General features: G+C 43.7%; 18 protein-coding genes and 2 tRNA genes. 13 read left to right on the forward strand and 7 right to left on the reverse strand.

Annotated elements, in window-relative coordinates; all coding sequences use genetic code 11:
• Positions 1-371: 371 nt before the first annotated feature.
• The 5 genes from tnpB to EI161_RS07455 all read left to right on the forward strand — a co-directional run bounded on the left by tnpB (position 372) and on the right by EI161_RS07455 (position 6,338).
• The gene (gene tnpB, locus EI161_RS07435) at positions 372-1,523 is read left to right on the forward strand and encodes an IS200/IS605 family element RNA-guided endonuclease TnpB (protein ID WP_192529324.1); all 1,152 of its coding nucleotides are present in this window, start codon (positions 372-374) and stop codon (positions 1,521-1,523) included.
• 280 nt (positions 1,524-1,803) lie between these two features.
• Positions 1,804-2,808 (forward strand): ABC transporter substrate-binding protein, encoded by a 1,005-nt coding sequence (locus EI161_RS07440; RefSeq protein WP_413038495.1) that lies wholly within the window; start codon positions 1,804-1,806, stop codon positions 2,806-2,808.
• A 107-nt stretch (positions 2,809-2,915) separates the two neighbouring features.
• Positions 2,916-3,959 (forward strand): ABC transporter substrate-binding protein, encoded by a 1,044-nt coding sequence (locus EI161_RS07445; RefSeq protein ID WP_192529325.1) that lies wholly within the window; start codon positions 2,916-2,918, stop codon positions 3,957-3,959.
• 642 nt (positions 3,960-4,601) lie between these two features.
• A complete protein-coding gene (locus EI161_RS07450; RefSeq protein ID WP_192529326.1) occupies positions 4,602-5,501 on the forward strand; it encodes an ABC transporter permease in 900 nt (299 codons plus the stop codon).
• Positions 5,502-5,543: 42 nt separating this feature from the next.
• On the forward strand, positions 5,544-6,338 hold the full coding sequence (locus EI161_RS07455; protein ID WP_192529327.1) for an ABC transporter ATP-binding protein: 795 nt from the start codon (positions 5,544-5,546) through the stop codon (positions 6,336-6,338).
• A gap of 117 nt (positions 6,339-6,455) precedes the next feature.
• On the opposite strand, the gene EI161_RS07460 is transcribed toward EI161_RS07455, so the two are convergent.
• Together EI161_RS07460 and EI161_RS07465 are read right to left on the reverse strand one after the other, a co-directional pair.
• Complete coding sequence (locus EI161_RS07460; protein WP_192529328.1) at positions 6,456-7,133, reverse strand: response regulator transcription factor; 678 nt, start codon at positions 7,131-7,133, stop codon at positions 6,456-6,458.
• Positions 7,134-7,166: 33 nt separating this feature from the next.
• The gene (locus EI161_RS07465) at positions 7,167-9,263 is read right to left on the reverse strand and encodes a PhnD/SsuA/transferrin family substrate-binding protein (RefSeq protein ID WP_192529329.1); all 2,097 of its coding nucleotides are present in this window, start codon (positions 9,261-9,263) and stop codon (positions 7,167-7,169) included.
• A gap of 238 nt (positions 9,264-9,501) precedes the next feature.
• Between EI161_RS07465 and EI161_RS07470 the strand changes: the two genes are divergently transcribed.
• From EI161_RS07470 to EI161_RS07500, 8 genes are all read left to right on the forward strand, one after another.
• Positions 9,502-10,878 carry a cytochrome c gene (locus tag EI161_RS07470; RefSeq protein WP_225735273.1) on the forward strand — a complete coding sequence of 459 codons (1,377 nt, stop codon included), beginning with the start codon at positions 9,502-9,504 and terminating at the stop codon, positions 10,876-10,878.
• Positions 10,878-11,825 (forward strand): c-type cytochrome, encoded by a 948-nt coding sequence (locus EI161_RS07475; RefSeq protein WP_225735274.1) that lies wholly within the window; start codon positions 10,878-10,880, stop codon positions 11,823-11,825. Before EI161_RS07470 ends, EI161_RS07475 begins: the two co-directional genes overlap by 1 nt.
• A 245-nt stretch (positions 11,826-12,070) precedes the next feature.
• The gene (locus tag EI161_RS07480) at positions 12,071-14,449 is read left to right on the forward strand and encodes an FdhF/YdeP family oxidoreductase (RefSeq protein ID WP_192529331.1); all 2,379 of its coding nucleotides are present in this window, start codon (positions 12,071-12,073) and stop codon (positions 14,447-14,449) included.
• 75 nt (positions 14,450-14,524) lie between these two features.
• Positions 14,525-15,559 carry a formate dehydrogenase accessory sulfurtransferase FdhD gene (locus EI161_RS07485; protein ID WP_192529339.1) on the forward strand — a complete coding sequence of 345 codons (1,035 nt, stop codon included), beginning with the start codon at positions 14,525-14,527 and terminating at the stop codon, positions 15,557-15,559.
• An 806-nt stretch (positions 15,560-16,365) separates the two neighbouring features.
• Positions 16,366-18,036 carry a sodium:solute symporter family protein gene (locus EI161_RS07490; protein ID WP_263973715.1) on the forward strand — a complete coding sequence of 557 codons (1,671 nt, stop codon included), beginning with the start codon at positions 16,366-16,368 and terminating at the stop codon, positions 18,034-18,036.
• 91 nt (positions 18,037-18,127) lie between these two features.
• Complete coding sequence (locus EI161_RS14805) at positions 18,128-18,262, forward strand: putative transporter small subunit (RefSeq protein ID WP_225735276.1); 135 nt, start codon at positions 18,128-18,130, stop codon at positions 18,260-18,262.
• Positions 18,263-18,451: 189 nt separating this feature from the next.
• A tRNA-Cys gene (locus EI161_RS07495) sits at positions 18,452-18,525 on the forward strand.
• Between the two features lie 138 nt (positions 18,526-18,663).
• A tRNA-Leu gene (locus tag EI161_RS07500) sits at positions 18,664-18,750 on the forward strand.
• A gap of 227 nt (positions 18,751-18,977) precedes the next feature.
• Here the strand turns inward: EI161_RS07500 and EI161_RS07505 are convergent.
• The 5 genes from EI161_RS07505 to EI161_RS07525 all read right to left on the reverse strand — a co-directional run bounded on the left by EI161_RS07505 (position 18,978) and on the right by EI161_RS07525 (position 21,981).
• Positions 18,978-19,145 (reverse strand): SEL1-like repeat protein, encoded by a 168-nt coding sequence (locus EI161_RS07505; protein WP_192529332.1) that lies wholly within the window; start codon positions 19,143-19,145, stop codon positions 18,978-18,980.
• Positions 19,126-19,305 (reverse strand): hypothetical protein, encoded by a 180-nt coding sequence (locus EI161_RS07510; protein WP_192529333.1) that lies wholly within the window; start codon positions 19,303-19,305, stop codon positions 19,126-19,128. The genes EI161_RS07505 and EI161_RS07510 overlap by 20 nt, the downstream gene beginning before the upstream one ends.
• Positions 19,306-19,347: 42 nt before the next feature.
• Positions 19,348-20,099 (reverse strand): IS5 family transposase gene (locus EI161_RS07515; protein ID WP_225735277.1). Its coding sequence is split into 2 segments (ribosomal slippage): positions 19,348-19,892 and positions 19,892-20,099, totalling 753 coding nucleotides; the frame shifts between segments, so codons are not numbered across the junction.
• Positions 20,100-20,231: 132 nt separating this feature from the next.
• Positions 20,232-21,302, reverse strand: coding sequence for a DUF6708 domain-containing protein (locus EI161_RS07520; protein WP_192529335.1), 1,071 nt, complete (start codon positions 21,300-21,302; stop codon positions 20,232-20,234).
• A gap of 34 nt (positions 21,303-21,336) precedes the next feature.
• Entirely contained in the window at positions 21,337-21,981 is a 645-nt protein-coding gene (locus EI161_RS07525) for a hypothetical protein (protein ID WP_192529336.1), read from the reverse strand.
• Positions 21,982-22,259: the final 278 nt, after the last annotated feature.

Here is a 22,259-nt window from a genome sequence, read left to right on the forward strand (position 1 = left end):
CTATAAATTTAATACTATGTTTTGCCCCTTTAAGGGCATAAATCTGGTATCGTTCACCTAGGCTTAGATGTGTATAGTTCATGGTTGCAATCTCACTTTGGTCGGTGGATAAAAACTTTGATGCTAGCGCATCTAGGTCTTTTTTTCACCTCACATTTGGTATTGCACTTCATGTGTTAATCTAAGTTGTGTAAAATTTATTAATAATTGATATCAAAAATATTTTACCAAAATAATTTATTCAACAAAAATTTATTTAAACTCCCCTTCATAAAAACAATGACAAACGCGTTTTAACAGTATCGCGCAGAAACTCCCTACCTAAGGTAGTGGGATGAATGCGTATTTGAGTTTTAGAGTATAATAGAATAATGCCTAAACAAATTCTAAAAGCCTATAAAGTCAGACTATATCCTACTGTCGATCAGCAAGTGTTTTTTGCCAAATCATTCGGCTGTACACGCTTTATTTGGAATAGGATGCTTAGTGACAAGATTGAGCATTATAAAGAAACCAAAACAGAGTTAAAAAACACCCCTGCTCAGTATAAGGCTGAGTTTGAATGGTTAAAAGAAGTGGATAGCTTGGCACTGGCCAACGTCCAGCAAAACCTACGCAACGCCTATAGCAAGTTTTTCAAACAAGGCTCAGGCTTTCCTACCTTCAAGAAAAAAGGGCAGCGCGACAGCTACACCACCAACAATCAAAAAGGCACAGTAGCAGTCACGCATAACAGCGTTAAACTGCCTAAAATCAGTCATATTAAAGCCAAATTCCCAAATAAAATACATGGCTTAATCAAGAGCGCCACCATCAGCAAAACCCCGACAGGCAAATACTATGTCAGCCTGCTGGCTGAAACGGTTGTTAATGAATCATCTAAAACTGGCTCAAACATTGGTATTGATTTAGGATTAACCGACTTTATCGTCTTATCGGACGGTAGCAAAGTGGCTAATCCTAAGTTTCTATCAAAGCTGCAAGACAAGTTGGCTCGTGAACAAAAGATTTTAGCCAAACGTAGAGAAGTTGCCAAAGCCGATCAGCGTAAATTAAGCGACAGCCACAACTATCAAAAGCAAAAAAACAAAGTCGCCAAGATTTACGAGAAAATAACGAATAGCCGCAAAGACTTTCTACACAAACTCTCATTCAATATCATCAAAAATCACGATGTTATTGCCATAGAGGACTTGAATGTTAAGGGTATGGTTAAGAACCCAAGGCTGGCCAAAGCCATATCAGACAGCTCATGGTCAACATTCACCACTATGCTTGCCTATAAAGCGGAATGGTATGGTAAAGAGCTTGTTAAAATAGACCGATGGTATCCGTCTTCTAAGACCTGCTCAAACTGCGGTCACTTACTGGCTAAAGCTGAATTGCCGTTGTCAGTGAGATCATGGACGTGTCCAAGCTGCTTGCAGAAAAATGATAGAGACATCAATGCCAGTATCAACATCCTCAATGAAGGGTTAAGGCTGGTCACGCTCAAAACTGTCGGTGCGACAGGGTTAGCTTAGTCAATTTATCTAACCGCTGATGCAGAACATCGCATCAAGTATGGGTATTACCTAAGAAACCCCTACCTTTAAGGTAGTGGGTAGTTCATTTTCTTATTGCCATAAGTTACATTACTGTCATAATATAGATGTAATGATCAATGGATTGATTACTTTGATGTTAGCCCGTTATCTCAGCATGCACATAACAGTGACTCGGGTAACCTGCACTTTCTAACCTATGAGCCAGAATAAAATGACCTTTGCTACTACTTTACGCTTCAGCCTACTTGGTGCTGCTATGAGCGCCACGCTTGGATTAATTGGCTGCTCAAATTCGACCGATACTGCCACAACTGATGAAAACTCTACCGTGGATTCTGATAAGCCCGCCAAAACAATCGCCATCACCCAAATCGTCGAACACCCTTCGCTCGATGAGATGCGCCGCGGTATTATTGATGAGTTAGCAGATAATGGCTATGTCAAAGACCAAAATCTAACGGTTAATTTCCAAAGCGCCCAAGGTAACACAGCGACCGCAGGACAGATTGCCAAGCAGTTTGCAGGTGACAACCCCGATGCCATCGTGGCAATTTCGACGCCATCTGCTCAATCTATCGTAGCGTCAACTAAGACGGTTCCGGTTATTTATACCGCCATTTCAGATCCTGTCGCGGCAAAGCTCATCGATGAAAATAATACGCCTATTCAACCTAATGTGACAGGACTGTCTAGTGTATTGCCTATCGAGCCACAATTAGACAATATTCTAAAAATCGTACCTCATGCAAAAACCATCGGCTACGTTTATAGCCCAGGTGAAGTCAATTCTGTTGTGGTACTTAATCAACTTAAAAAAGCCGCACCTGCACGTGGGCTTAAGATATTGGATGTAACAGCCAACCGTCCAACGGATGTAGCCATGGCGACTCGTAGCCTTGCTGGTCGCGTCGATGTCATTTACACCTCGTTAGATAACAACGTCGTATCCGGATTTGAAGCGATGGCTGGCGCTGCCAACGAGCTTGATATTCCCATCATTGCCTCAGACGAGTTTAGCGTGAGACGCGGTGCCACTGCGGCGCTTGGTGTCAATGATTATGACTTTGGTCGTACCACAGGCAAAATGGTTTATCGCGTATTAAATGACGAGGCGGTCAATACCATCAAGCCTGAAGTGATGAATACCTTAACCTTATATGTAAGCCCAAAACACGCGGCTAAACAAGGCGTTAGCTTGACCGACGACTTGTTAAAAAATGCCATCAATGTCGATAACAAAGCGCAGAATGCGACTAAATAACACCTAGCCATTTATAATAATTTATACCTTTATAAGCGGCTTGCTTTACCTTTTATCTATTTATTAAATAATGTACGGACACATTATTATTTTCAGGAGTGAGACCCATGTTGTATCAAAACCGTTTTGGTCATTTCAGTTTTAGTAAAGCACTAATGTTAGGTGGCGTTTGTACAGCTATTTTGACCGGTTGTAACCAGTCGGCACAAGATACCAGCAACGCGGATACCGCTACAACAGGTGGCGATGCTACAACAGCGATGAAAACCGTTGCTATCACTGCGATCGTTGAGCATCCAGCACTGGATGATGTACGTAAAGGCGTCATCGAAGAGCTCAACGATGCAGGCTTTAAAGACGGTGAAAACTTAACCGTTAATTTCCAAAGCGCACAAGGTAACACCGCGACGGCAGGCCAGATTGCCAAGCAGTTCGTCGCCGACAATTCAGACGTCATCGTCGCTATCGGTACACCATCAGCGCAGTCTGTTGCTGCTGCAACCAGCAGTATTCCTTTAGTATTTTCAGCAGTGACTGATCCAGTAGCAGCCAAACTGGTAACCAAACTAGATGGTTCTGGTACCAATGTCACTGGTGGTTCTGATGCGCTTCCTTATGAGCCACAGATTGAATTGATGCGCCAAATCATTCCAAGTCTCAAAAGTATCGGCTACGTTTATAGCCCAGGTGAAGTCAACTCAACGATCGTTCTAAAAGCGCTGAAAGAAAATTTGACGCCACTTGGTATCAAGGTGCATGAAGCGCCTGCCCAGCGTAGTACGGATATTGCGATGGCTGCACGTAGCCTAGAAGGTAGGGTCGATATGATCTACACCTCAACCGATAATAACGTGGTCTCAGCCTACGAGTCGCTATACCAAGTCGCCAAAGAAAGTAAAATTCCACTCATTGCCTCCGATACCAGCTCAGTTGAACGCGGTGCCATCGCTGCTTTGGGTGTCAACTACTACGATCTTGGTCGCGAAACAGGCAAAATCGTGGTACGTATCCTAAATGGTGAAGAAGCCGGTGCGATCCCTGTCTATACGCCGCAAATGCTCGATCTATATGTCAGCCCAAAACATGCCAAAGAACAAGGCATTACTTTGCCACAAGCTGTTATCGATAAAGCAAAAGAAGTGGTAGAATAACGCACTTTGATATTTAACTTATCATAGCAACCACAAGATAGACGACAATTTTGACCCCTTCTTTACCATTCGTCATCTACCTTTGGGCTATGAGACTAAGTGTTTAACATAGAAAACCCAGCTATGAATCAGTAGGCTGGGCTTCTTATTTACGCGACTGTTGTTTCAGTAACTATTAGTTAGCGCAGCCGTTTATGAACTATCGTTAAAACACTTTAAAAATGCTAAGACACTGCTGGTATATTTTTTTTGCAGCCTCTGTCTGCGTCGACGCAGCAAGCAAGAAAAACTGTACCTACAGTACGTGATGCATTGATATTACTTTTCACTGACTATAGCTATTTCTTATAAAACACCTATGGCTTATAAAGCATTTATTAGCTGTAAACTATTGGCACCATTGCTAAATTCATCATATCTTGAATCATTAAATTGAATTCAATAAAGGTATCAAGTTAGCTTGCTAATCGTTGTGCATCGTAATATATTTTGGTTTACCCTAACCGCAGATTGCTTAATCTGTTAAATCCACTGCTTAGCCGTTTAGTAGCTAGATGATTTTGGCAATGACTTATTTTTATTGTCACTCACCTATTCCTAGTAGTATTCGCTAGACGCTTGGTTATGACTTACTGATCTCTTATGTCTTTAATTGCTTTTTTTGGTGCGCTTGAAAGTGGTCTAATTTATGGCCTAGTCGCACTCGGTGTGCTTATCTCATTTCGTACACTCGACTTCCCTGATTTGACCGCTGACGGTAGCTTTCCATTAGGTGGTGCGGTCGCTGGTATCTCTATCGTCGCTGGTATCAACCCATGGCTGGCTTGTGTTTTTGGCATGTTAGCAGGATCAGTGGCGGGTATTGTCACCGCATGGCTGCACGTTAAGCTTGGCATTTTGCAGCTACTTGCCAGTATCCTAGTGATGGTGGCGTTATACTCTGTCAATCTACGTATCATGGGTGCGCCGAACTTGCCCCTACTGGGTGAAACCACAGTGTTTAGCTCGTTGGTGACTGATGGAAATGGCTTCTGGATGCGCTGCGTTATCATTGGTGTGGTCGTGCTGTTTGCCAAGCTATTTTTAGATTGGTTTTATAGTACCGAAACAGGCTTGTCGATGCGCGCTACGGGTTCAAATTTACGTATGGCGCAAGCACAAGGCATTAATACCTCGTGGATGACCATCATCGGTATGGCCGTCTCTAACGGTTTGATTGCCTTAGCAGGCGCCTTATTTGTACAGACCCAAGGCGGCGCAGATATTTCTATCGGTATTGGTACGATTGTCATTGGTCTGGCAGCGGTCATCATCGGTGAAACCATCATTCCTGCCAAGCGTATTTGGTTGATTACCTTTGCAGTCATTGTTGGCGCGGTATTGTATAAGCTATTTATTCAGGTTGCGCTATCAAGCGATACGCTACGTAGTATTGGCTTTGGCCCGCAAGACTTAAACTTAATTACAGCACTACTTGTGGTATTGGCATTGGTATTACCAAAAGCGAAAACCAAGTTTTTATCTCGTAGAGTTCGCGCCTAGCTTGAAGATACCGTCTTAAAAAGATAATAAGGAATAACGATTATGATGCAAGCCACCGATTTACGCTTGACCTTTAACCCAGGCACGCCAATCGAAAACCCTGCTTTACGCGGTATCAGTTTAAACATTGCCAATGGTGAGTTTGTCACCGTCATTGGTACCAATGGCGCCGGTAAATCGACTTTTTTAAATGCGGTCAGTGGCACCACACGCGTCGATAGTGGCTCAATCTTATTAAATGGCAATGATGTCACCAAAAAAACGGCCCATCAACGCGCGCATTGGGTCGCTCGGGTATTCCAAGATCCAATGGCTGGAACGTGCGAAGCGCTAACGATTGAAGAAAACATGGCATTGGCCTATAAACGTGGCGGTAAACGTGGTCTTAAATTCGCCCTAAACCCCAATAACCGCGACCTGTTCCGAGAAAAGTTGTCGGTGCTAAAACTGGGACTAGAAAACCGTTTGACCGACCGCATGGGGCTATTATCCGGCGGCCAACGTCAAGCAGTTAGTCTGCTGATGGCGTCACTGCAACCTTCTAAAATCTTATTGCTGGATGAGCATACTGCCGCTCTCGACCCTAAGACTGCTGCTTTCGTTTTAGAATTGACCGACAAGATTGTGACCGACAATCAGCTCACCACTATGATGGTCACACACTCGATGCAGCAAGCACTGGCACATGGCACGCGTACTGTGATGCTGCACCAAGGACAAGTCGTGCTAGATGTCGCTGGTGATACTCGTAAAGGCATGACCGTACATGACTTGCTCGATATGTTTGAGCAAACGCGCGGTGAAAAAGTCGAAGATGACAGCTTGATATTGAGCTAATTTATAAATATAAATACATTAAAAAAAGCCCATCCTTAAAATTAAGGATGGGCTTTTTATTCCTAAAACATGCCGTCGACAGGATAGATTGGCTGCCTCTGCCTCACTGCTACAAAACTAAACCCCAAGCAATACCAGTTTTTGAATCAGCTCACTCACATGCTGTGATTGCATTTTTCTCATGACTTGTGAGCGATGTACTTCCACCGTGCGCACCGACACCTCTAGATGATCGGCGATGACTTTGTTGATATTACCTTGTAGCAACTCATGCGCCACTTGCCGCTCTTTATCGGTTAGCTGTGCATAGAGTTCACTAATGCTATACAGCTTAGCACGCTCAATGGTCAACGCTTGGGCACGAGTAATCGCTTGTTGTAGACGGTGGCTATTAATGGGTTTTTCTAAATAATCTGCTGCGCCTTGTTTGAGCATCATAACCGCATCAGAAATCTCTCCATTGCCCGTCAAAGCAATCAGCGCCATCGGACTATCGTGATTATTAAGATGGGCGTGTAGTGCCTGCCCGCTCATCTCAGGCATCATCAAATCACTGATAACCACTGCTGGGCTATATATATCCACCTGCTGCAAAAAATCCACGGCACTCGGCCATACCTGTGTAACAAAACCCAAACTACTCAGTAGAAATTCACAAGATAGGCGTACGCTTTCTTCGTCATCAATGATATGAACAATCAGGGATTCAGAGGTAATATTCAGTGAATTATCCGATAAATTATTGAGGTTAACTTGCCCGCATGAATGCTCGTTTGGCACATTGGAAGAAGTCATACACTACCTTATTACTAAATGAATTCGCTAAGTTTATTGCGGTTTGTCATTGGTCTTTGCTATATATAGCGGCAGATAAAAAGACACTTGTGCCCCCGTTTGGTTTGACGGCTGATAAAAGGTATTGCTCTGTACCAACTGGATTTTGCCGTTTAAGCTGCGTTTGCATCGCTGTTGATGACTACCGTTTACCGTCTGGATGATATCAAGCTCATGCTGTACATTCAGATTGCTAAGCTGCATCGTGCCGCCAAGCGATTTGCACAATCGCTGACATATCATCAGACCCAATCCTAGGCCATCAGCTTTCGTCGACTTGGTGTCATATGAATGGAGTGATTTTTGCGGTGAGCGACGCGCCTCTAGCTGGGCGGCCTCAAAGCCACCAGCATCATCACTAATATGCAACACCAGCCACTGTTTGCCAGCATGCTCTTCTGCTTGGCAGCGTAGCATGATATGGGTTGCACCTTGCTGCTGCGCATTGGTCACAGTGTTAATCAATAACTGATCTAGCAGTAAGTCGGGTAAGGTCAAATGCTGATAATCACTCGCCAGCCAAAAGCTAATACCTGACGCTTTTTCGCCCAATAGCAAGACACATTGCTGATAAGTCGCGGCAATATCGACGTTGACCTCACTCGCCTGCGACCGACCCGCCCAATGACGGATATTACCAATGACCGCCGCGACACGCTCAGTCTCAGTGACAATCTGCTGGAGCGCATTTTCTGTGGTGGCATCACTGTCTGACTCTGTATTCTCAGGGTTTTTATTTGACCTTATTTTATTTAAGCGTGTTTGTTGGTTACGAATCAATAAGCCTTGGGCATAATTCTGAATGGTCGCCAGTGGCTGATTGATTTCATGAGCAATTGAACCGCTCATCTCACCAATGACAGCAAAACGTTCCGACTGCCGCAGTTGTTGGTCATAATCACGAATCAGCTGGTTTTGCGTCAGTATTTTTTGCCGACGACGCCACGCCAGCCAGCTCATCCAAGCATAATTAATCGTGGATATCAGGACAATAAAGACAATTATACCCATCCATAAACGATGCGACTGTATCCAATCCACGATATGAGAGCTGAGCTGCTTTTGTGCGGGATGACGATTCATCTCGTATAAGATACGCTCAGCATCGATACTAGACTCCGGTGGCAGCCAGCGCTGTCTTAAACGCGCTTCGTCGCTATTCGCTGCGACTGTACCAAACAAGTTCTGATTGATTTGATGTACTAGCGTAGCAGGTGCTTGCTCTGTCGCTGCCAATGTCCAATTGGGATATATCTTTGTTGACGACTGACAATTTGACGCGGTGGTCACTGGATGAATCAAACGGTATTGTTTTTTATTAATTTTCCCTTGCCGCGCCATCTCTTCCATCAAGCACAGCGGCGCTATCGCCGCATCGACCTCGCCACTTGCCAAGGCATCCAACGTCCGTTCTACCGGATAACCCACAAACTGCGTTTGATAGCGACTGGGCGCGATACCATTTTGTTGTAATAAATGTGCCACCAACAGATAACCACCAAATGCATCCGCATCAACGGCGGCAATACGGTGTTGATGCAAATCTTGCAAACGAAGAATATTACTGTCAGCGGCCACCCATAATGCGCTAGCGACCTCTTCCATGGCGCTAGGTTCTTGCACCTGATTGAGCGTATCCAGTTTATTTAACTCATTTAGCTCATTGACTAGATCAACGGTAGTAGATGATGGGCTTAGCATTTTTTGAGTATTAAAACTGATAACATCTGTATCGCTCGTATTTTTCAAATTAGCAGGCGTGCTATCCGTCTGCAAAGTTGCCAGCCAGCGCCACCTTGTGGTATTCATTTTTATAAACTGCACTTGTGGGCCAAGTACCAACGCAAACTGCTGCGCTTTAATCTGCTGTTGCCAATTCTCCAGTGCTAAAGGCACCAATATGACCGTGTCATCTGCCAGTTGACGATTGAGTTGATCCAACCACGGCTGCCATGTTTGCTGTGTGACCGCTTCACCTTGCGGTGCCAGTACACCTAAATAATAGGTCTCTGCTTGCGCTATTGCTAGTAGTGACCCGCCAAACCAAATAGTAAGCATCAGCAAAGCGCGACACGTAGTAGCGGTACTCATCAAAGCTCTACTCCTGCTATTTTTGTGCATAAACACTGTCTGTCATTTATCCTACTGATTTTTCATGGCCAACAAAAGCCTTAACAATAATGTGGTTTTCCACAATACCCAAATGTTACGCGTTACCTTATACTAAATAACAGTAGTGTAACTTTTAATTCGCTGAGCTTCACTCATTGATATCAACTATATCATTTGACGCTGGGCTTAGAACACGTATCTTATGGAGGGCGGGCCCATGAAAAAGTGGCCATTAATTATCCTTATTGCAGCAGTTATCGGACTAGCAGTAGCGTTTATTATTGGGCAATTATTGCCTAATATGCGCACCACCACCAGTGACATCGAAGTCAACATTACTGACCCCGCTCTAATCGAGAAAGGTGCATATGTGGCGCGTACCGGTGACTGTGTCGCTTGTCATACCGTACTCGGTGGTGAAGATTACGCGGGTGGTCTGCCTATGCTGACCCCACTTGGTGCGATTTACTCGACCAACATCACCCCTGATAAAGAAACGGGTATCGGTAATTATACCTTTAATGACTTTAAAAATGCAGTCAAACATGGTGTCGCCCCAGGCAATAAAGCGCTATATCCTGCCATGCCGTATCCGTCGTATCAAATCATGCCTGACGAAGATATGGCGGCGATGTATGCCTTCTTTATGTCGGATGTAAAAGCCGTCAATCAGCCTAACCTTAAGGGCGAGCTACCACCTGTAGCAAACTGGCGCTGGCCACTGGCTTATTGGCAAGTGCTGTTTGACCGTAAGCGCGACTTTGTTCCTGAAACCGATGATGCCGTATTGGCACGTGGTCAGTACTTAGTTGAAGGCCCAGGACATTGCGGCTCTTGTCATACCGAACGCGGTATTGGCTATCAAGAAATCGCCTTAAGCAATGCGGACTCTGAAGAATATCTAAGCGGTGCCGTCATTGATGGCTGGCGCGCCAAAAGTATCCGCGGTGAGCACCGTGGTCTTGGCACGTGGACCATTGCTGAGCTAAACGACTTCTTTAAAACAGGTCGTACCGACACCACTGCTGCCTTTGGTGCGATGGCCGAAGTCGTTGAGCTCAGTACCCAGCATATGACCAATGACGACATTAATGCCATGTCATCGTATCTAAAATCCCTATCCCCTGCCCCTAATAAAGCAGTAACGCTGCCAGAAAAAGAGGACACCACCACCGAAAAGCTATTGGCTGGTAACTATGACTCACGTGGTGCGCTGTTATACACAGAATATTGTACCGTCTGTCACCGTGCTGATGGCCAAGGTGTCCCGCGTATCTTCCCAGCTTTAGATGGAAATAGTGCGGTATATGCTAAAAATGCGGACTCTGTCTTACAGATCACCTTAGGTGGTGGTCGTATGCCTGAAACCTCGCATGATCGCATGGCATTCACTATGCCTGAGTTCACTAACCTAGCTGATGCTGACGTGGCAGAAGTGGTCAACTATGTGCGTAATAGCTGGACCAACCAAGCCCCTGAAATCGATATCAATGACGTGGTAAAAATGCGTGCATTCCTCGCTAAAAAACCAAAAACAGGCACAGACGTTGCCCCAGATCTAAACGTCGATGCTGCAGCACAAGGAGCAAAATAATGAAAAAATCGCCACTTAACTTGCCCATCGTTGCTAGCAACACTCCACGCAGACTAACGATGGCAGTACTTACCGCCACCGTTTGCGCCATTGGGATTAGCGGTTGCTCAAAACCTGAACCTGTTGAGCATAACGCATCTGAGTTTGACTTGGTCACTGCGGACGATGCCAATGAAGATATCGGCACTTATGTATTACCACAGGATACCTCTATCTTAGATGAGCCCAATGCTGAACAAATCTTGTACGGTAAGCGTCTGAATAATGAAACCAGACGCCTACTACCGGACAATGTTGGCGCCGAGATGAACTGTAATAGTTGCCACATCGGTCAAGGTAAAGTGCCGCTTGGCGACCCGTACATCAACAGCTTTAACAACTATCCAAAATTTATGCCGCGTTCTGGTAAAGAGCTAGACTTAACCGCCCGTATCAATGGCTGCTTCCAGCGCTCAATGAACGGCAAGGTACTCGATCGCGAGTCTCCTGAGATGTTAGCGATGTTAGCCTATATGGAGTGGTTAGCGCAGAATACCCCTAAAGACCAAAAAGTTGATATCAATAACGCGGGTAAAGTTGATGAATCCTTGGTCGGTGACACCGTACACGGTGAGAAAATATACCACGCCCAGTGTGCCACTTGTCACGGCGATAATGGTGAAGGAATGAAAGACAGCCGCGGCGATATTATCTTCCCGCCACTATGGGGCGATGAATCCTTTAACATTGGTGCCGGTATGGCACGTACTTATAAAGCTGCAGCCTTTGTTAAATACAATATGCCAATGGGTATCCAAACCATAGGGCTTTGGGGCCACGGTAACGTTTTAAGTGACCAAGATGCCGTCGATGTGGCAGAGTTCTTTACCCATCAGCCGCGCCCTGACTTTCCGGATAAAATTCATGACTTCCCTTCCGGCAAAAAACCTAAAGATGTACGCTATTGATACCTAGGGCTTGCCAGCCATTAGCCATGAATATAATTGCACGCTTTTTTAATCATTAGCAAGCCAATGATAAACCTTCAAGAAAATTCACTTTTCTTGAAGGTTTTTTTGTTATCTATGGTTAATGATTCTACTAAGTTTTGGCTAGCCACTATATAGTTGCTTTATATCAAAGCTTTATATATCAAACTAACATCCAAGCTTAGTTATTGCCATTTACACACCATTTACAAAAGAGGCCTGCCATGCGCAAAATCCCTGTCTACTCTCACCCTGCGGCTGGTTGGCCTGCGCTGATTTCCTCTACTCGTAAACTGATGGACTACCAGACTTTTTTACGTGGTGGTTTGAGCGTATTAAAAAGCAACCAACCTAAAACAGGCTTTGATTGTCCAGGCTGCGCTTGGCCTGACCACAAATCACATAAAGCCATTGATGTCTGCGAAAATGGCATCAAAGTCATCGCTAGTGAGACCATGACCAAGAAAGCAGATGCCAAATTCTTTGCTAGACATACGGTCACAGCGCTGCAAGGATGGTCAGGTTATGAGCTGGAACACAGTGGTCGATTATCAGAGCCGCTATGTTATGATGCGATGCAAGACCGCTATTTACCGATTTCTTGGGAAGCCGCTTACCAGCGTATCGCTGAGCAGCTTGGGTCACTTGACTCGCCAGATGAAGCGCTGTTTTATACCTCAGGCCGTGTCACCAATGAGCCTGCCTTTATGTATCAGTTATTCGTACGCTGTTTCGGTACCAATAACCTACCCGATTGCTCAAACATGTGTCACGAACCTACCTCGGTGATGCTCGGTCGGCAGTTGGGTATTGGCAAAGCCACAGTCAAATTAGAAGATTTTGAGCAAGCCAAACTAATATTAATGTTTGGGCAAAATCCTGCAACCAATCACCCGCGTATGCTAGAAATGCTCGCTCATGCTCACGAGCAAGGATGTCGCATCCTCTCAATCAACCCCATGCGCGAACAAGGATTGCGTAAATTTAGAAACCCGCAAAAGCCTTCACACATGGCAGCAGGCCAAAGCGATGAGATGGTCGATGAAGTCATTCAAATTCAAATCGGTGGTGATGCGGCATTATTGACCGGACTGGCCAAATGGCTGACCAAAAACAATAAAATCAATCAAGGCTTTATTCATCAGCATACCTCAGGATACGAGGCACTCGATGCGTGGCTGCGTCAACAGTCTTGGACGGATGTAGAGCGCGGGTCTGGCATCAGTAAAGAGGAGATTATTGCTATTGCCAAATTGGTGGCCGACAGTCCTGCGACTATTTGCACCTGGGGTATGGGCATCACCCAGCATGTACAAGGTGATGATAATGTAGCGATGATTACCAACCTACTGCTATTGATGGGCATGATTGGTATCGATGGCGCAGGCGCGTCACCCGTGCGTGGGCACTCCAATGTGCAAGGCGATCGTACCATGGGCATCCATGAACGCCCTGCGCAAAGCCTGCTAGATAGTCTTGAGCGGGTCTTTGAGCACTCTATGCCTCAAGAAGATGGCTATGATGTCGTTGCTGGTGCAAAAGCCTTAATCGCTGGCAAGCTAAAAGTGTTTATGAGTATGGGTGGTAACTATGCTGTCGCTGCACCCGATACTAGTGCCATTCAACAAGCGCTAACCACCACTCAGCTCAATATTTTTGTCGGCACCAAGCTGAATGAAACCATGCTATATCCAGGGGCAAACAACCTTATTTTGCCTTGTTTAGGTCGTACCGAACGTATCATTACCGCTAAAGGCGAGCAGTTTGCCACTATCGAAGACTCTATGTGTCAGATTGTGCCGACTCAAGGTACGCTTAAGCCCGTTAGCGAGACCTTAAAGTCAGAAGCGCAAATCGTGGCAAACATCGCTACCCATGTGCTGGGTAATCATTCAACCATTCCTTGGCAAGCAATGAGTGAGGATTTCGATGTTGTCCGTGATTATATCGCTCAAGCGATTAATGGTTTTGAGGACTTTAATCAGCGTATTCGCGAAGCCGAGCGCGGCTTTCACTTATACCATGCTGCACGTCATCGGGTATGGAATACCGACAGCGGCAAAGCGCAGTTTGAAGTACCACAATATCCCATTACCTACGTCGCCGCACAGATGGCAGAGACAACAGCAACCTTTAACCATGACAAAAAAGCCACTACTAACCTTGATAGTGCGTCAAGCGATGAGCAAAAGGTCTGGCAGCTGACCAGCGTACGTAGCCACGACCAATTCAACACTATGATTTTCGGGCTTAATGATCGCTACCGCCAAACCAATCGCCGTGATGTGCTGTTTATGCATCCGGACGAAATCAGCCGCTTGGGGTGGCAAAAAGGCGATCGGGTCATGGTCTCTCGTCACGCCAGCCCAGCAAACACCCTAAACAGCTCAGATACACCAAATAAAATAGCGCAACCACGTACATTAGGGCCGTTAATATTGACCGAGATGGATATTGCCTCCAATGCTATAGCCGCCTATTACCCTGAATGTAATGACTTATTTGATTTGGATACCCACGCACCAGACTCACATATCCCAGCGTATAAATCAACGACTGTCGTTTTACAACGAGTGAATGCAGCTACCGCTGAGCTAGCCTAAAAAGTTATAGAGGGTTTATTAAGTGATAAGGCCGTGTTGAACAGTCAACCATGACAAAAATTATGATGAGATATGATGATCGCTGAAATGAATAACGAAACGCGCAATCGGACTGATGAGCAATGCTTAACAAATACGATGCAGGATGTGGCAGAAGTAAGAGCAACACCGTCTGCAACGCCAATGACTCGCACCCACTTATCACAAAAGCATGCCTACCCATCGGATAGTAATACGAGCACTGCTAACATACATATTGCTTATCAGCCAGCCAGTCTAGCGGTAGAAGCTGCTGTGGCTATCGTTATCAACGGTATTCACTATGCGGTATTGATGGCCAGTCCTCATCAGCTAGAGTATTTGGCTATTGGGTTTTTATTTAGCGAAGGATTGATTCAACAAAACCATGAGCTGCTTGATTGGGACGTTACTCAGCTTACTGATATCGCAAGCTATCAACAGTTTACCCCTGAGTCTGTGGCCAAAAATAATACGTCAGGAAATGCTGAATCAGAAAGCTTTGAACAAGCCTTTTTGCACCTACAAGACTATGATATTTATGTGGTGGAGTTGACCTTAAACCAGCGCTGTCATCAACGTATCCAAGCACAAAAGCATCAGCTGGCAGGCCGAACAGGTTGCGGCATGTGTGGTATCACAGGATTGTCACAGGCATTGCCTGATTTGAGTGGACACTTACATGACTCGTTTCAGCGACCAATGCACAATAATTTTCCGAGTCTTGATTATCTGCTCGATCTGCGACAGCAAGTAGATGCTACCCAACATACGCATCAACTAACAGGGGCAGTACATGCTGCAGCAGCAATGCACAACCAGCAGCTATATCTGTTTGAAGATGTGGGGCGACACAATGCGCTTGATAAACTGATCGGCTGGCAGGTGCGACAAAAAATACAAGTACAGTGTGTCCTGATGACCTCGCGCTTATCGATTGAGTTGGTACAGAAGTCTATTCGCGGTGGCATTCCTTGGTTAGTCGGTATGTCCGCCCCTACCAGTACGGCGGTGCGTGTCGCCGAACGTTATGGGTTAGGATTGGCAGGGTTTTTACGTGACAATAGAGTGACTTATTACTCTGGCACCTAACCAATGGTAATCTAGCTACCTAACCCTTCTAACTATTATAAATTCTTCCTCTAAATCCATTTATCGGACTACTCAGTCTAAGCATTTTAATGTCTAATGGCTGTAACCTCAGCTTATGACCGTCACGCTAACCTATCCCGTATTACTTCCCAATACTACACATTACTCTCCTCTTTTTTTATTTTCAAAATAGTTTACGACCTCGGATATCGCTAACCAGTCAGCTGGCCAATATCATAGAATGCTATTTTGGACGCATCTCTTTTATAGTAGTTTGACTATACATTTGAGGTTGTTTACATAATAGGTTACCCTTAGCGCACGAAAATGTTACCTGTAATTAACATGGTTGTAGTTTTATTTATCAATAAGTCGTTCATTATGCTGATTACTTGGGCCGTATCGCATCGATTATTGCGAATATAGGTAATGATGATTTCGGATTATGCATCAACTGCAACAATGCGATAAACACCACTATGACTATCGGCTTATTACCGCTGATAAAGCTGTCTAAATCTAGCCCACACCATCAACCATGGTTTGGTGCTTATCCGCAATATTATTATGGCTGTTCGTAAGATGGACAGCCATAGCACTCGACTACAACTATGTAGCATACCTAATGGCATCATGGTTATTCCATAAAATGAAGACCACGACCATTAATACAGTTGATATATTTGCTATTTATAGTACGACGCGCATTAGCTCAAGATGGGAATTTTATAGGCTATATCGTATTCCTAATAGTTTGGGCTAATTAAATTTCACTGAATTTTATTCATTTAAAACAATTGCGAGGTATGAATTTGAAAACGGAGTCATTGTTCCAATTTTCATCGCTCACCATTATTTTATTATTATTGGCATTTTATGGCGGTACTTATCTACTTTCTTTATTAATCAAGAAAGACAAAGAAACAACCTCTGGATTTATGGTCGCAGGTCACGGTGTCGGTTTCGGTATGGGCGCCGCCAGTATGACCGCCACTTGGATTTGGGCAGCTTCATTTTATGCCGCAGCTACTTCTGGCTACAAATACGGCGTGTCAGGCCCGATACATTATGGGTTTTGGGGTGCATTGATGATTTTATTCATCTACCCATTCGGTATGCGCTTTCGTGAATTGGCCCCAAATGGCCACACATTAGGGGAACTAATCCATGCGCGCCATGGTTCATCAAGCCAATTAATTTTAGCCATATCTAACATTATGGGCAGCTTAATTAGCTTGATGGTCAACTTCACCGCGGCTGGAGCGTTGGTGTCAGTCTTGTCACCCTTATCGTTTCAAACGGGTGTGATGATCGCCGGTATCGGTGTGCTGAGCTATACTTTGACCTCAGGTTTTCGAGCCTCTGTCTTTACAGATTTTGCCCAATTGGTCGCATTAATGGCGATTGGTGTGGTCATTATCCCAGCGGTATTATTTTCTATGGGTGGACCTTCAGTCATGGTTAGTGGGCTGTCTAACCTGACCTTAGAACAGCAGGATTTCTTTTCGTCTGAGGCATTCTTTCAACAAGGCGCCCCTTATTTTGTCGCAGTATTGGCTTATGCTATTGGTAACCAGACCATTACTCAGCGCTTATTTGCCATTGATAAAACCAAAATTAAAGCGACATTTGTCACTGCGACTGTCGGCTATGCTGGTATCGTTATCGGCCTTGGTATGATTGGACTGATGGCCTTAACCATTGGTATTGAACCACTTGATGGCAATATGAATAACCTGATTCCACAGATGGTCAGTGCCTATTTGCATCCCGTATTTATCGCACTATTCTTTATCTTAGTGATTGGCTCATTGTCATCGACCGCCGACTCGGATTTATCAGCCCTATCGACTATTATGATGGCCGATGTCTATGGCAAAAATATCGCCAAAAAAGGTAAGGCAAAGCCAAAAACTATGATGCTTGTTGGTCGTGGTACGATGATTATTGCCACTGCCGCTGGGTTGATTTTTGCCAGCTTTAAACTTGATATTTTAGTGATGCTAGTCTTCGTTGGTGCATTATGGGGCGCGATTGTATTCCCTGTGATTGCCAGTGTGTTCTGGAATCGCGTGACTAATACCGCCTTTACGTCAGCCGTTATTGTGGGTCTACTACTCTTCTGTGTTGCCCGTTTTGAGCTGATACCTATTACTGGCTTTGCCGCTTACTTCTTTGAGATATTAGCCAGCGTTGGCGCAGCGGTCGTTATCGGTCTTATGGTCTTTGGGTTCTTAGGCCGAAAAATCGGTATGGGAGCCGCGGCTATTACGCTCGTGCTGATGTTAATCTTCGCGACTGGCTTCCTACGTCAATACATGGTCTTACTCGCCTCACTGACCGCATACGGCGCCAGTACCATTGTCTGCGTGATTGTCAGTTTGATGGGTAATGAGTATTTCGACTTTGACCTTATCAATCAGCGCGTGGGCAATTACGATAAAAAGAGCGAGGCCGTACAGACGCCCAAAACTTAGATCACAGCAGTGTTATGAAATAATGGTTGGTCAGTATATTAGTAATTATTGGCTGACTGCTAACTGCTCATAAATACGATAAGGAGATATCATGGACAACGTGTTTATATATGGCTTATATATTTTAATTTGGCCAGCGATTACGCTTGGGGTGCTGATATTAATCTGCACCGCAACCTATCGAGACATCAAAGAAGCCAAACGCAATAATCAGGATATTATTTAATAAAATATTTTTGGTGTTATCTTGAATATTCATCGCTCAGCAAACGCTTAGCGATGAATCAATAAGGCTATTAACGGCTTAAATATGATAAATTACAGGAAATTTTATATAAGCTAGTAAATAACCTGCTTTTAATTGAAAAATGACTTGTAATTTAAAATATTTTTGCTAATATAGTCCACCTTGATTGGCTGGATAGCAAAGTGGTAATGCACTGGACTGCAACTCCTTGATCGTCGGTTCGATTCCGACTCCAGCCTCCAATTATTTAGCTCAAATATTTATCAGCAATACATTAACTTTAGCTTGCTTTATTAATGAAAATGCTTATAATAGCGAGCTACTTATCTAGTAGCTAGGTGGTCTATCAACTAGTATACGTTAAAGATAAAACAAGTTTTGCCCGGGTGGTGAAATTGGTAGACACAAGGGATTTAAAATCCCTCGATCGAAAGATCGTGCCGGTTCAAGTCCGGCTCCGGGTACCATTATATTAAAAGGCTTCCAAGCAATTGGAAGCCTTTTTCTTATTCTATACCTTCTCTTATTTAACCGACTTTTCTTTTGAGAAAAGGCATTGCCCATCTTCTTTAAAATAATCGGTTAAGCTATAGCGCCTTGATAGGTAAGCCTCTTGAAACCGTATAGTGTAGTTTCCATTATTTGTGAATTGTCTATACTTCGAAAAATCCGCCTAAATTTATTCAGACATTTTTTATAGTAAAATTTGAAGGTTTTTTTGTGCAGAAGCATTACCTTTCTCAGCTGCCTTCTTATACCAATAAAGCGCTTTATCATAATCCTGATCTACTCCAAACCCACCTTCGCAGTAAAGCTCACCTAAATTGACTTTTGCTTGTTCACTACCTTTTTGCTTTTGCATAGTCTGCCTCTACACCCGTCCAATAAATATAACCTAATAAGCGATGCTTTTCATTTTGAGTCAAGTCATCCATCGCCATTATTTTACACTGTGGACTGTCTTGGCCTTCTGATAGATTACATTCCTCTGCAATTGAGGGATAAAACTCTTGACTAGCCAAATTTGAACACCCTGTTAAAGATGTAAGAACTAGGGCGTGTCTTCAATTCATTTTACAATGAACGATAGTACACGCCAGATAGAGCATTGACTTAAAATTACGAGCTAACTTCTCATAGCGAGTAGCGATACTACGAAAGTGCTTAAGCCTTGCAAACATATTTTCAACAAGATGACGTAGTTTGTACAAATAGCTATCAAACTCTGGATTAGGCTGTTTGGCATTCTTCCTTTTAGGAACGACAGGTATCATATTATGGCTGCGAGCTTTGTCTCTAATAGCCTCTGAGTCATAGCCTTTATCAGCGATGAAGTAATCAGCTTGTCCAATCATTTCAATCAATTCACCTGCAACTTGACTGTCGTGGACTTCACCCCCAGTGATTTTAAAATTGAGCGGATATCCATCGGCATCACAGGATAGGTGTATCTTTGTAGTTGCGCCGCCACGGCTTTGTCCAATTGCTCGCTCTTCACCAAGCCGAGCTCCACTTGCATGCTGATGACAGCGAACATAGCTTCCGTCTGTGAATATCCATTCCGTATCAATTTCTTTTCGTAAGCTAAAAAAAAATTCGCCCATAAGCCATTTTTTGACCAGCGGTTGAAACGACTATAGGCTGTTTTCCACGAACACAATTCTTCAGGTATGTCGCGCCAAGGCGCGCCGGTGCGTAGCTTCCACAGTATAGCTTCCATGACCTCTCGACTATTTTGTGTTTGATAGCAGCCGTACTTCATCATCGTCGATTGCAATTGACCCCAAAGCGTATCTGTTAATGCTTTTCTTGCCATAACTCGTATTTCTCACATCCACTCAATAGATGCGGTATTGTAGCTATTATTTATGGCTTATCCAATTGAAGACATGCCCTAGTATGATTAATATTTTCAACTTAATACCTTTTAAATATTAAAAACAGTAGCTCACAGCTTGGCAATCACCAGCATCACATACAGTATCGAGCCAATAAACCACGTTGCATTCACGGCGATACCTGAATACCATTTCTGCTTAACCGCTTGGTTTTTGTTAGCAAAGGCCGCTTGCCGCTCTGCGGTGACAGGCAAGATATTATAGGGATTTTTTATGCCATCCCACATGAGCCGTCGCTGCACTTCAGGATGTAAGGCAGGATTGGCACTAGACTGGTAGATATTGCCTTCAGCAAGATCTAAAAAGCTGACGGTACAGGCACGTAACCAACCCATAATCGTCACTTCATGGCGTAGTCCAGTCAAACCCTTATTTTTCTTCTCTTGAGCGATATCAGCACAAGCAAAGAGTGAGGTACTGACATCAGTTGGACAGGCATGAGCATATCGGGGGTCAAGCGGTAGCTCATCTGCTGGACGTTCCATATAGGTGCGGATAAACGCCCACTGGTCGTAAGGGCTGAGTTGCATGTCTTCGAGATTGATATTTTGAATGGTTTGGTTTGTCTTGGGGTCAATCACATGTAAGTTTAGCGCTTCAAATACGACGCCCTTGTTACGTCTGACTGAGGCGACAATATCTTTGTAATTAATTAAATGGAAGATAGGCTCTTGCTTGCGATTGTGCTCATAATAAGCAATCTGCTGGGTCTGCTTTAGTAATATAAGTTTATTAGAGTAAGATTTTTTGTTTTTAAGTTGTTTTAAAACTAAATATGATCCAAAACCAAAAACTATTAAAAATAAAATAAGCATACCAATGGGAAATAAAGACAATAATTCAAACTCTTCAATAATCAAATAACTAAATGATACTACTAAGAACATGAATAGACCTTGCCCAAACAACCAACTAAAGCAATAAGCCATTAAAAAACCCACTAATTGATATGAATTAATGATCGGGTGAAATAATAAATAATCTGGGTTTACCTCATGCACATCACGGCTCAACTTCTCTATACTGGCTATTTTTTCTCGATACGCAGGTATGCTTTCTTCCCAAGGTCGACTCAGGAGCTTTTCGATGGGATGGGTATTGTTAGGAGGATTGTAAATCATAGTTGTACAGTATTTAGTTAGCCAACAATTTTTGCTAGCCATTATAAGCCATCACTGCCCACGTAAACAAACTTATGTTAATTAATATCACCACTATCCATCTAGTATTCACTTGCCAATTCTTGCCCTCAAATGCTTTTTTAGCCTCTTCGGTAATCGGCTGTATCGGGTAAGGGTTGTCTTTACCATCCCAAGTAAGTAGCTTGCTAATATCAGGATGTAATATGGCTTGCTTAGTACACTGGTAGTTATTACCTTGTAATAAGTAACCAAGCGCATATATTGAGCTGATAATAAGCATAACAATACCGCCAGCGCCTGAATGCTGCGTGTTGAGAATGCCATATTTCCGAAAGACAATATCACTACAGGCAAAAAGTGATTTGCTGGTATCGGCAGGATAAGTATCACAGAATTGAGGGTCTATGGGCAGGTCTTTGGCATCACTTTCCATATATGTTCGGATAAATGCCCAATGTACACGAGGATCAACAGAGACATCATGCGGTTTGATATGATGCGTAATATCCCCTGTACTAGGGTCTGCAACATATAAATTTAATGGTGTGTAGGCTGTATTATTTTTGATGGTATGTATTTCAGGAATCAGGTCTTTGTAATCTACTATCTTTAATTCAAAGGGTTTAAAAAACTGTAACGCCGGACGAAAGTAATACACTACTTTTTGCTCTTTTTTTAAGAAATAATATTGAGTTCGATATGGATGTTTAAGTATTAGCTGGTAGATGAGTAGGATTAACGGTGTACAGAATACTATGAAAATAAATATCATTGAAGCAATATTAAAAATTTGTAATAAACCTTGGCTGTGTTTTAATAATGTGTTGATTAATTTAATGATAGAATAATGGTGTTATAGTAGTTTTGATTTAAGCAAACAAAAGGAATTAAGTATATGGTAGTAGATATCACTAACCCCGAATTAGTAGACAAAGA

Source organism: Psychrobacter sp. FME5, from assembly GCF_014861375.1.
Classification (GTDB): Bacteria; Pseudomonadota; Gammaproteobacteria; order Pseudomonadales; family Moraxellaceae; genus Psychrobacter.

Excerpts from the sequence above, each read along its gene's own strand:
- EI161_RS07445 (WP_192529325.1), top strand. The coding sequence starts at position 2,916 with ATGTTGTATCAAAACCGTTTTGGTCATTTCAGTTTTAGTAAAGCACTA.
- EI161_RS07490 (WP_263973715.1), top strand. The coding sequence starts at position 16,366 with ATGAATTTGAAAACGGAGTCATTGTTCCAATTTTCATCGCTCACCATT.
- EI161_RS07455 (WP_192529327.1), top strand. The coding sequence starts at position 5,544 with ATGATGCAAGCCACCGATTTACGCTTGACCTTTAACCCAGGCACGCCA.
- EI161_RS07505 (WP_192529332.1), bottom strand. The coding sequence starts at position 19,145 with ATGCAAAAGCAAAAAGGTAGTGAACAAGCAAAAGTCAATTTAGGTGAG.
- EI161_RS07480 (WP_192529331.1), top strand. The coding sequence starts at position 12,071 with ATGCGCAAAATCCCTGTCTACTCTCACCCTGCGGCTGGTTGGCCTGCG.
- EI161_RS07475 (WP_225735274.1), top strand. The coding sequence starts at position 10,878 with ATGAAAAAATCGCCACTTAACTTGCCCATCGTTGCTAGCAACACTCCA.
- EI161_RS07450 (WP_192529326.1), top strand. The coding sequence starts at position 4,602 with ATGTCTTTAATTGCTTTTTTTGGTGCGCTTGAAAGTGGTCTAATTTAT.
- EI161_RS07520 (WP_192529335.1), bottom strand. The coding sequence starts at position 21,302 with ATGATTTACAATCCTCCTAACAATACCCATCCCATCGAAAAGCTCCTG.
- tnpB (WP_192529324.1), top strand. The coding sequence starts at position 372 with ATGCCTAAACAAATTCTAAAAGCCTATAAAGTCAGACTATATCCTACT.
- EI161_RS07460 (WP_192529328.1), bottom strand. The coding sequence starts at position 7,133 with ATGACTTCTTCCAATGTGCCAAACGAGCATTCATGCGGGCAAGTTAAC.
- EI161_RS07470 (WP_225735273.1), top strand. The coding sequence starts at position 9,502 with ATGAAAAAGTGGCCATTAATTATCCTTATTGCAGCAGTTATCGGACTA.
- EI161_RS14805 (WP_225735276.1), top strand. The coding sequence starts at position 18,128 with ATGGACAACGTGTTTATATATGGCTTATATATTTTAATTTGGCCAGCG.
- EI161_RS07465 (WP_192529329.1), bottom strand. The coding sequence starts at position 9,263 with ATGAGTACCGCTACTACGTGTCGCGCTTTGCTGATGCTTACTATTTGG.
- EI161_RS07440 (WP_413038495.1), top strand. The coding sequence starts at position 1,804 with ATGAGCGCCACGCTTGGATTAATTGGCTGCTCAAATTCGACCGATACT.
- EI161_RS07485 (WP_192529339.1), top strand. The coding sequence starts at position 14,525 with ATGATCGCTGAAATGAATAACGAAACGCGCAATCGGACTGATGAGCAA.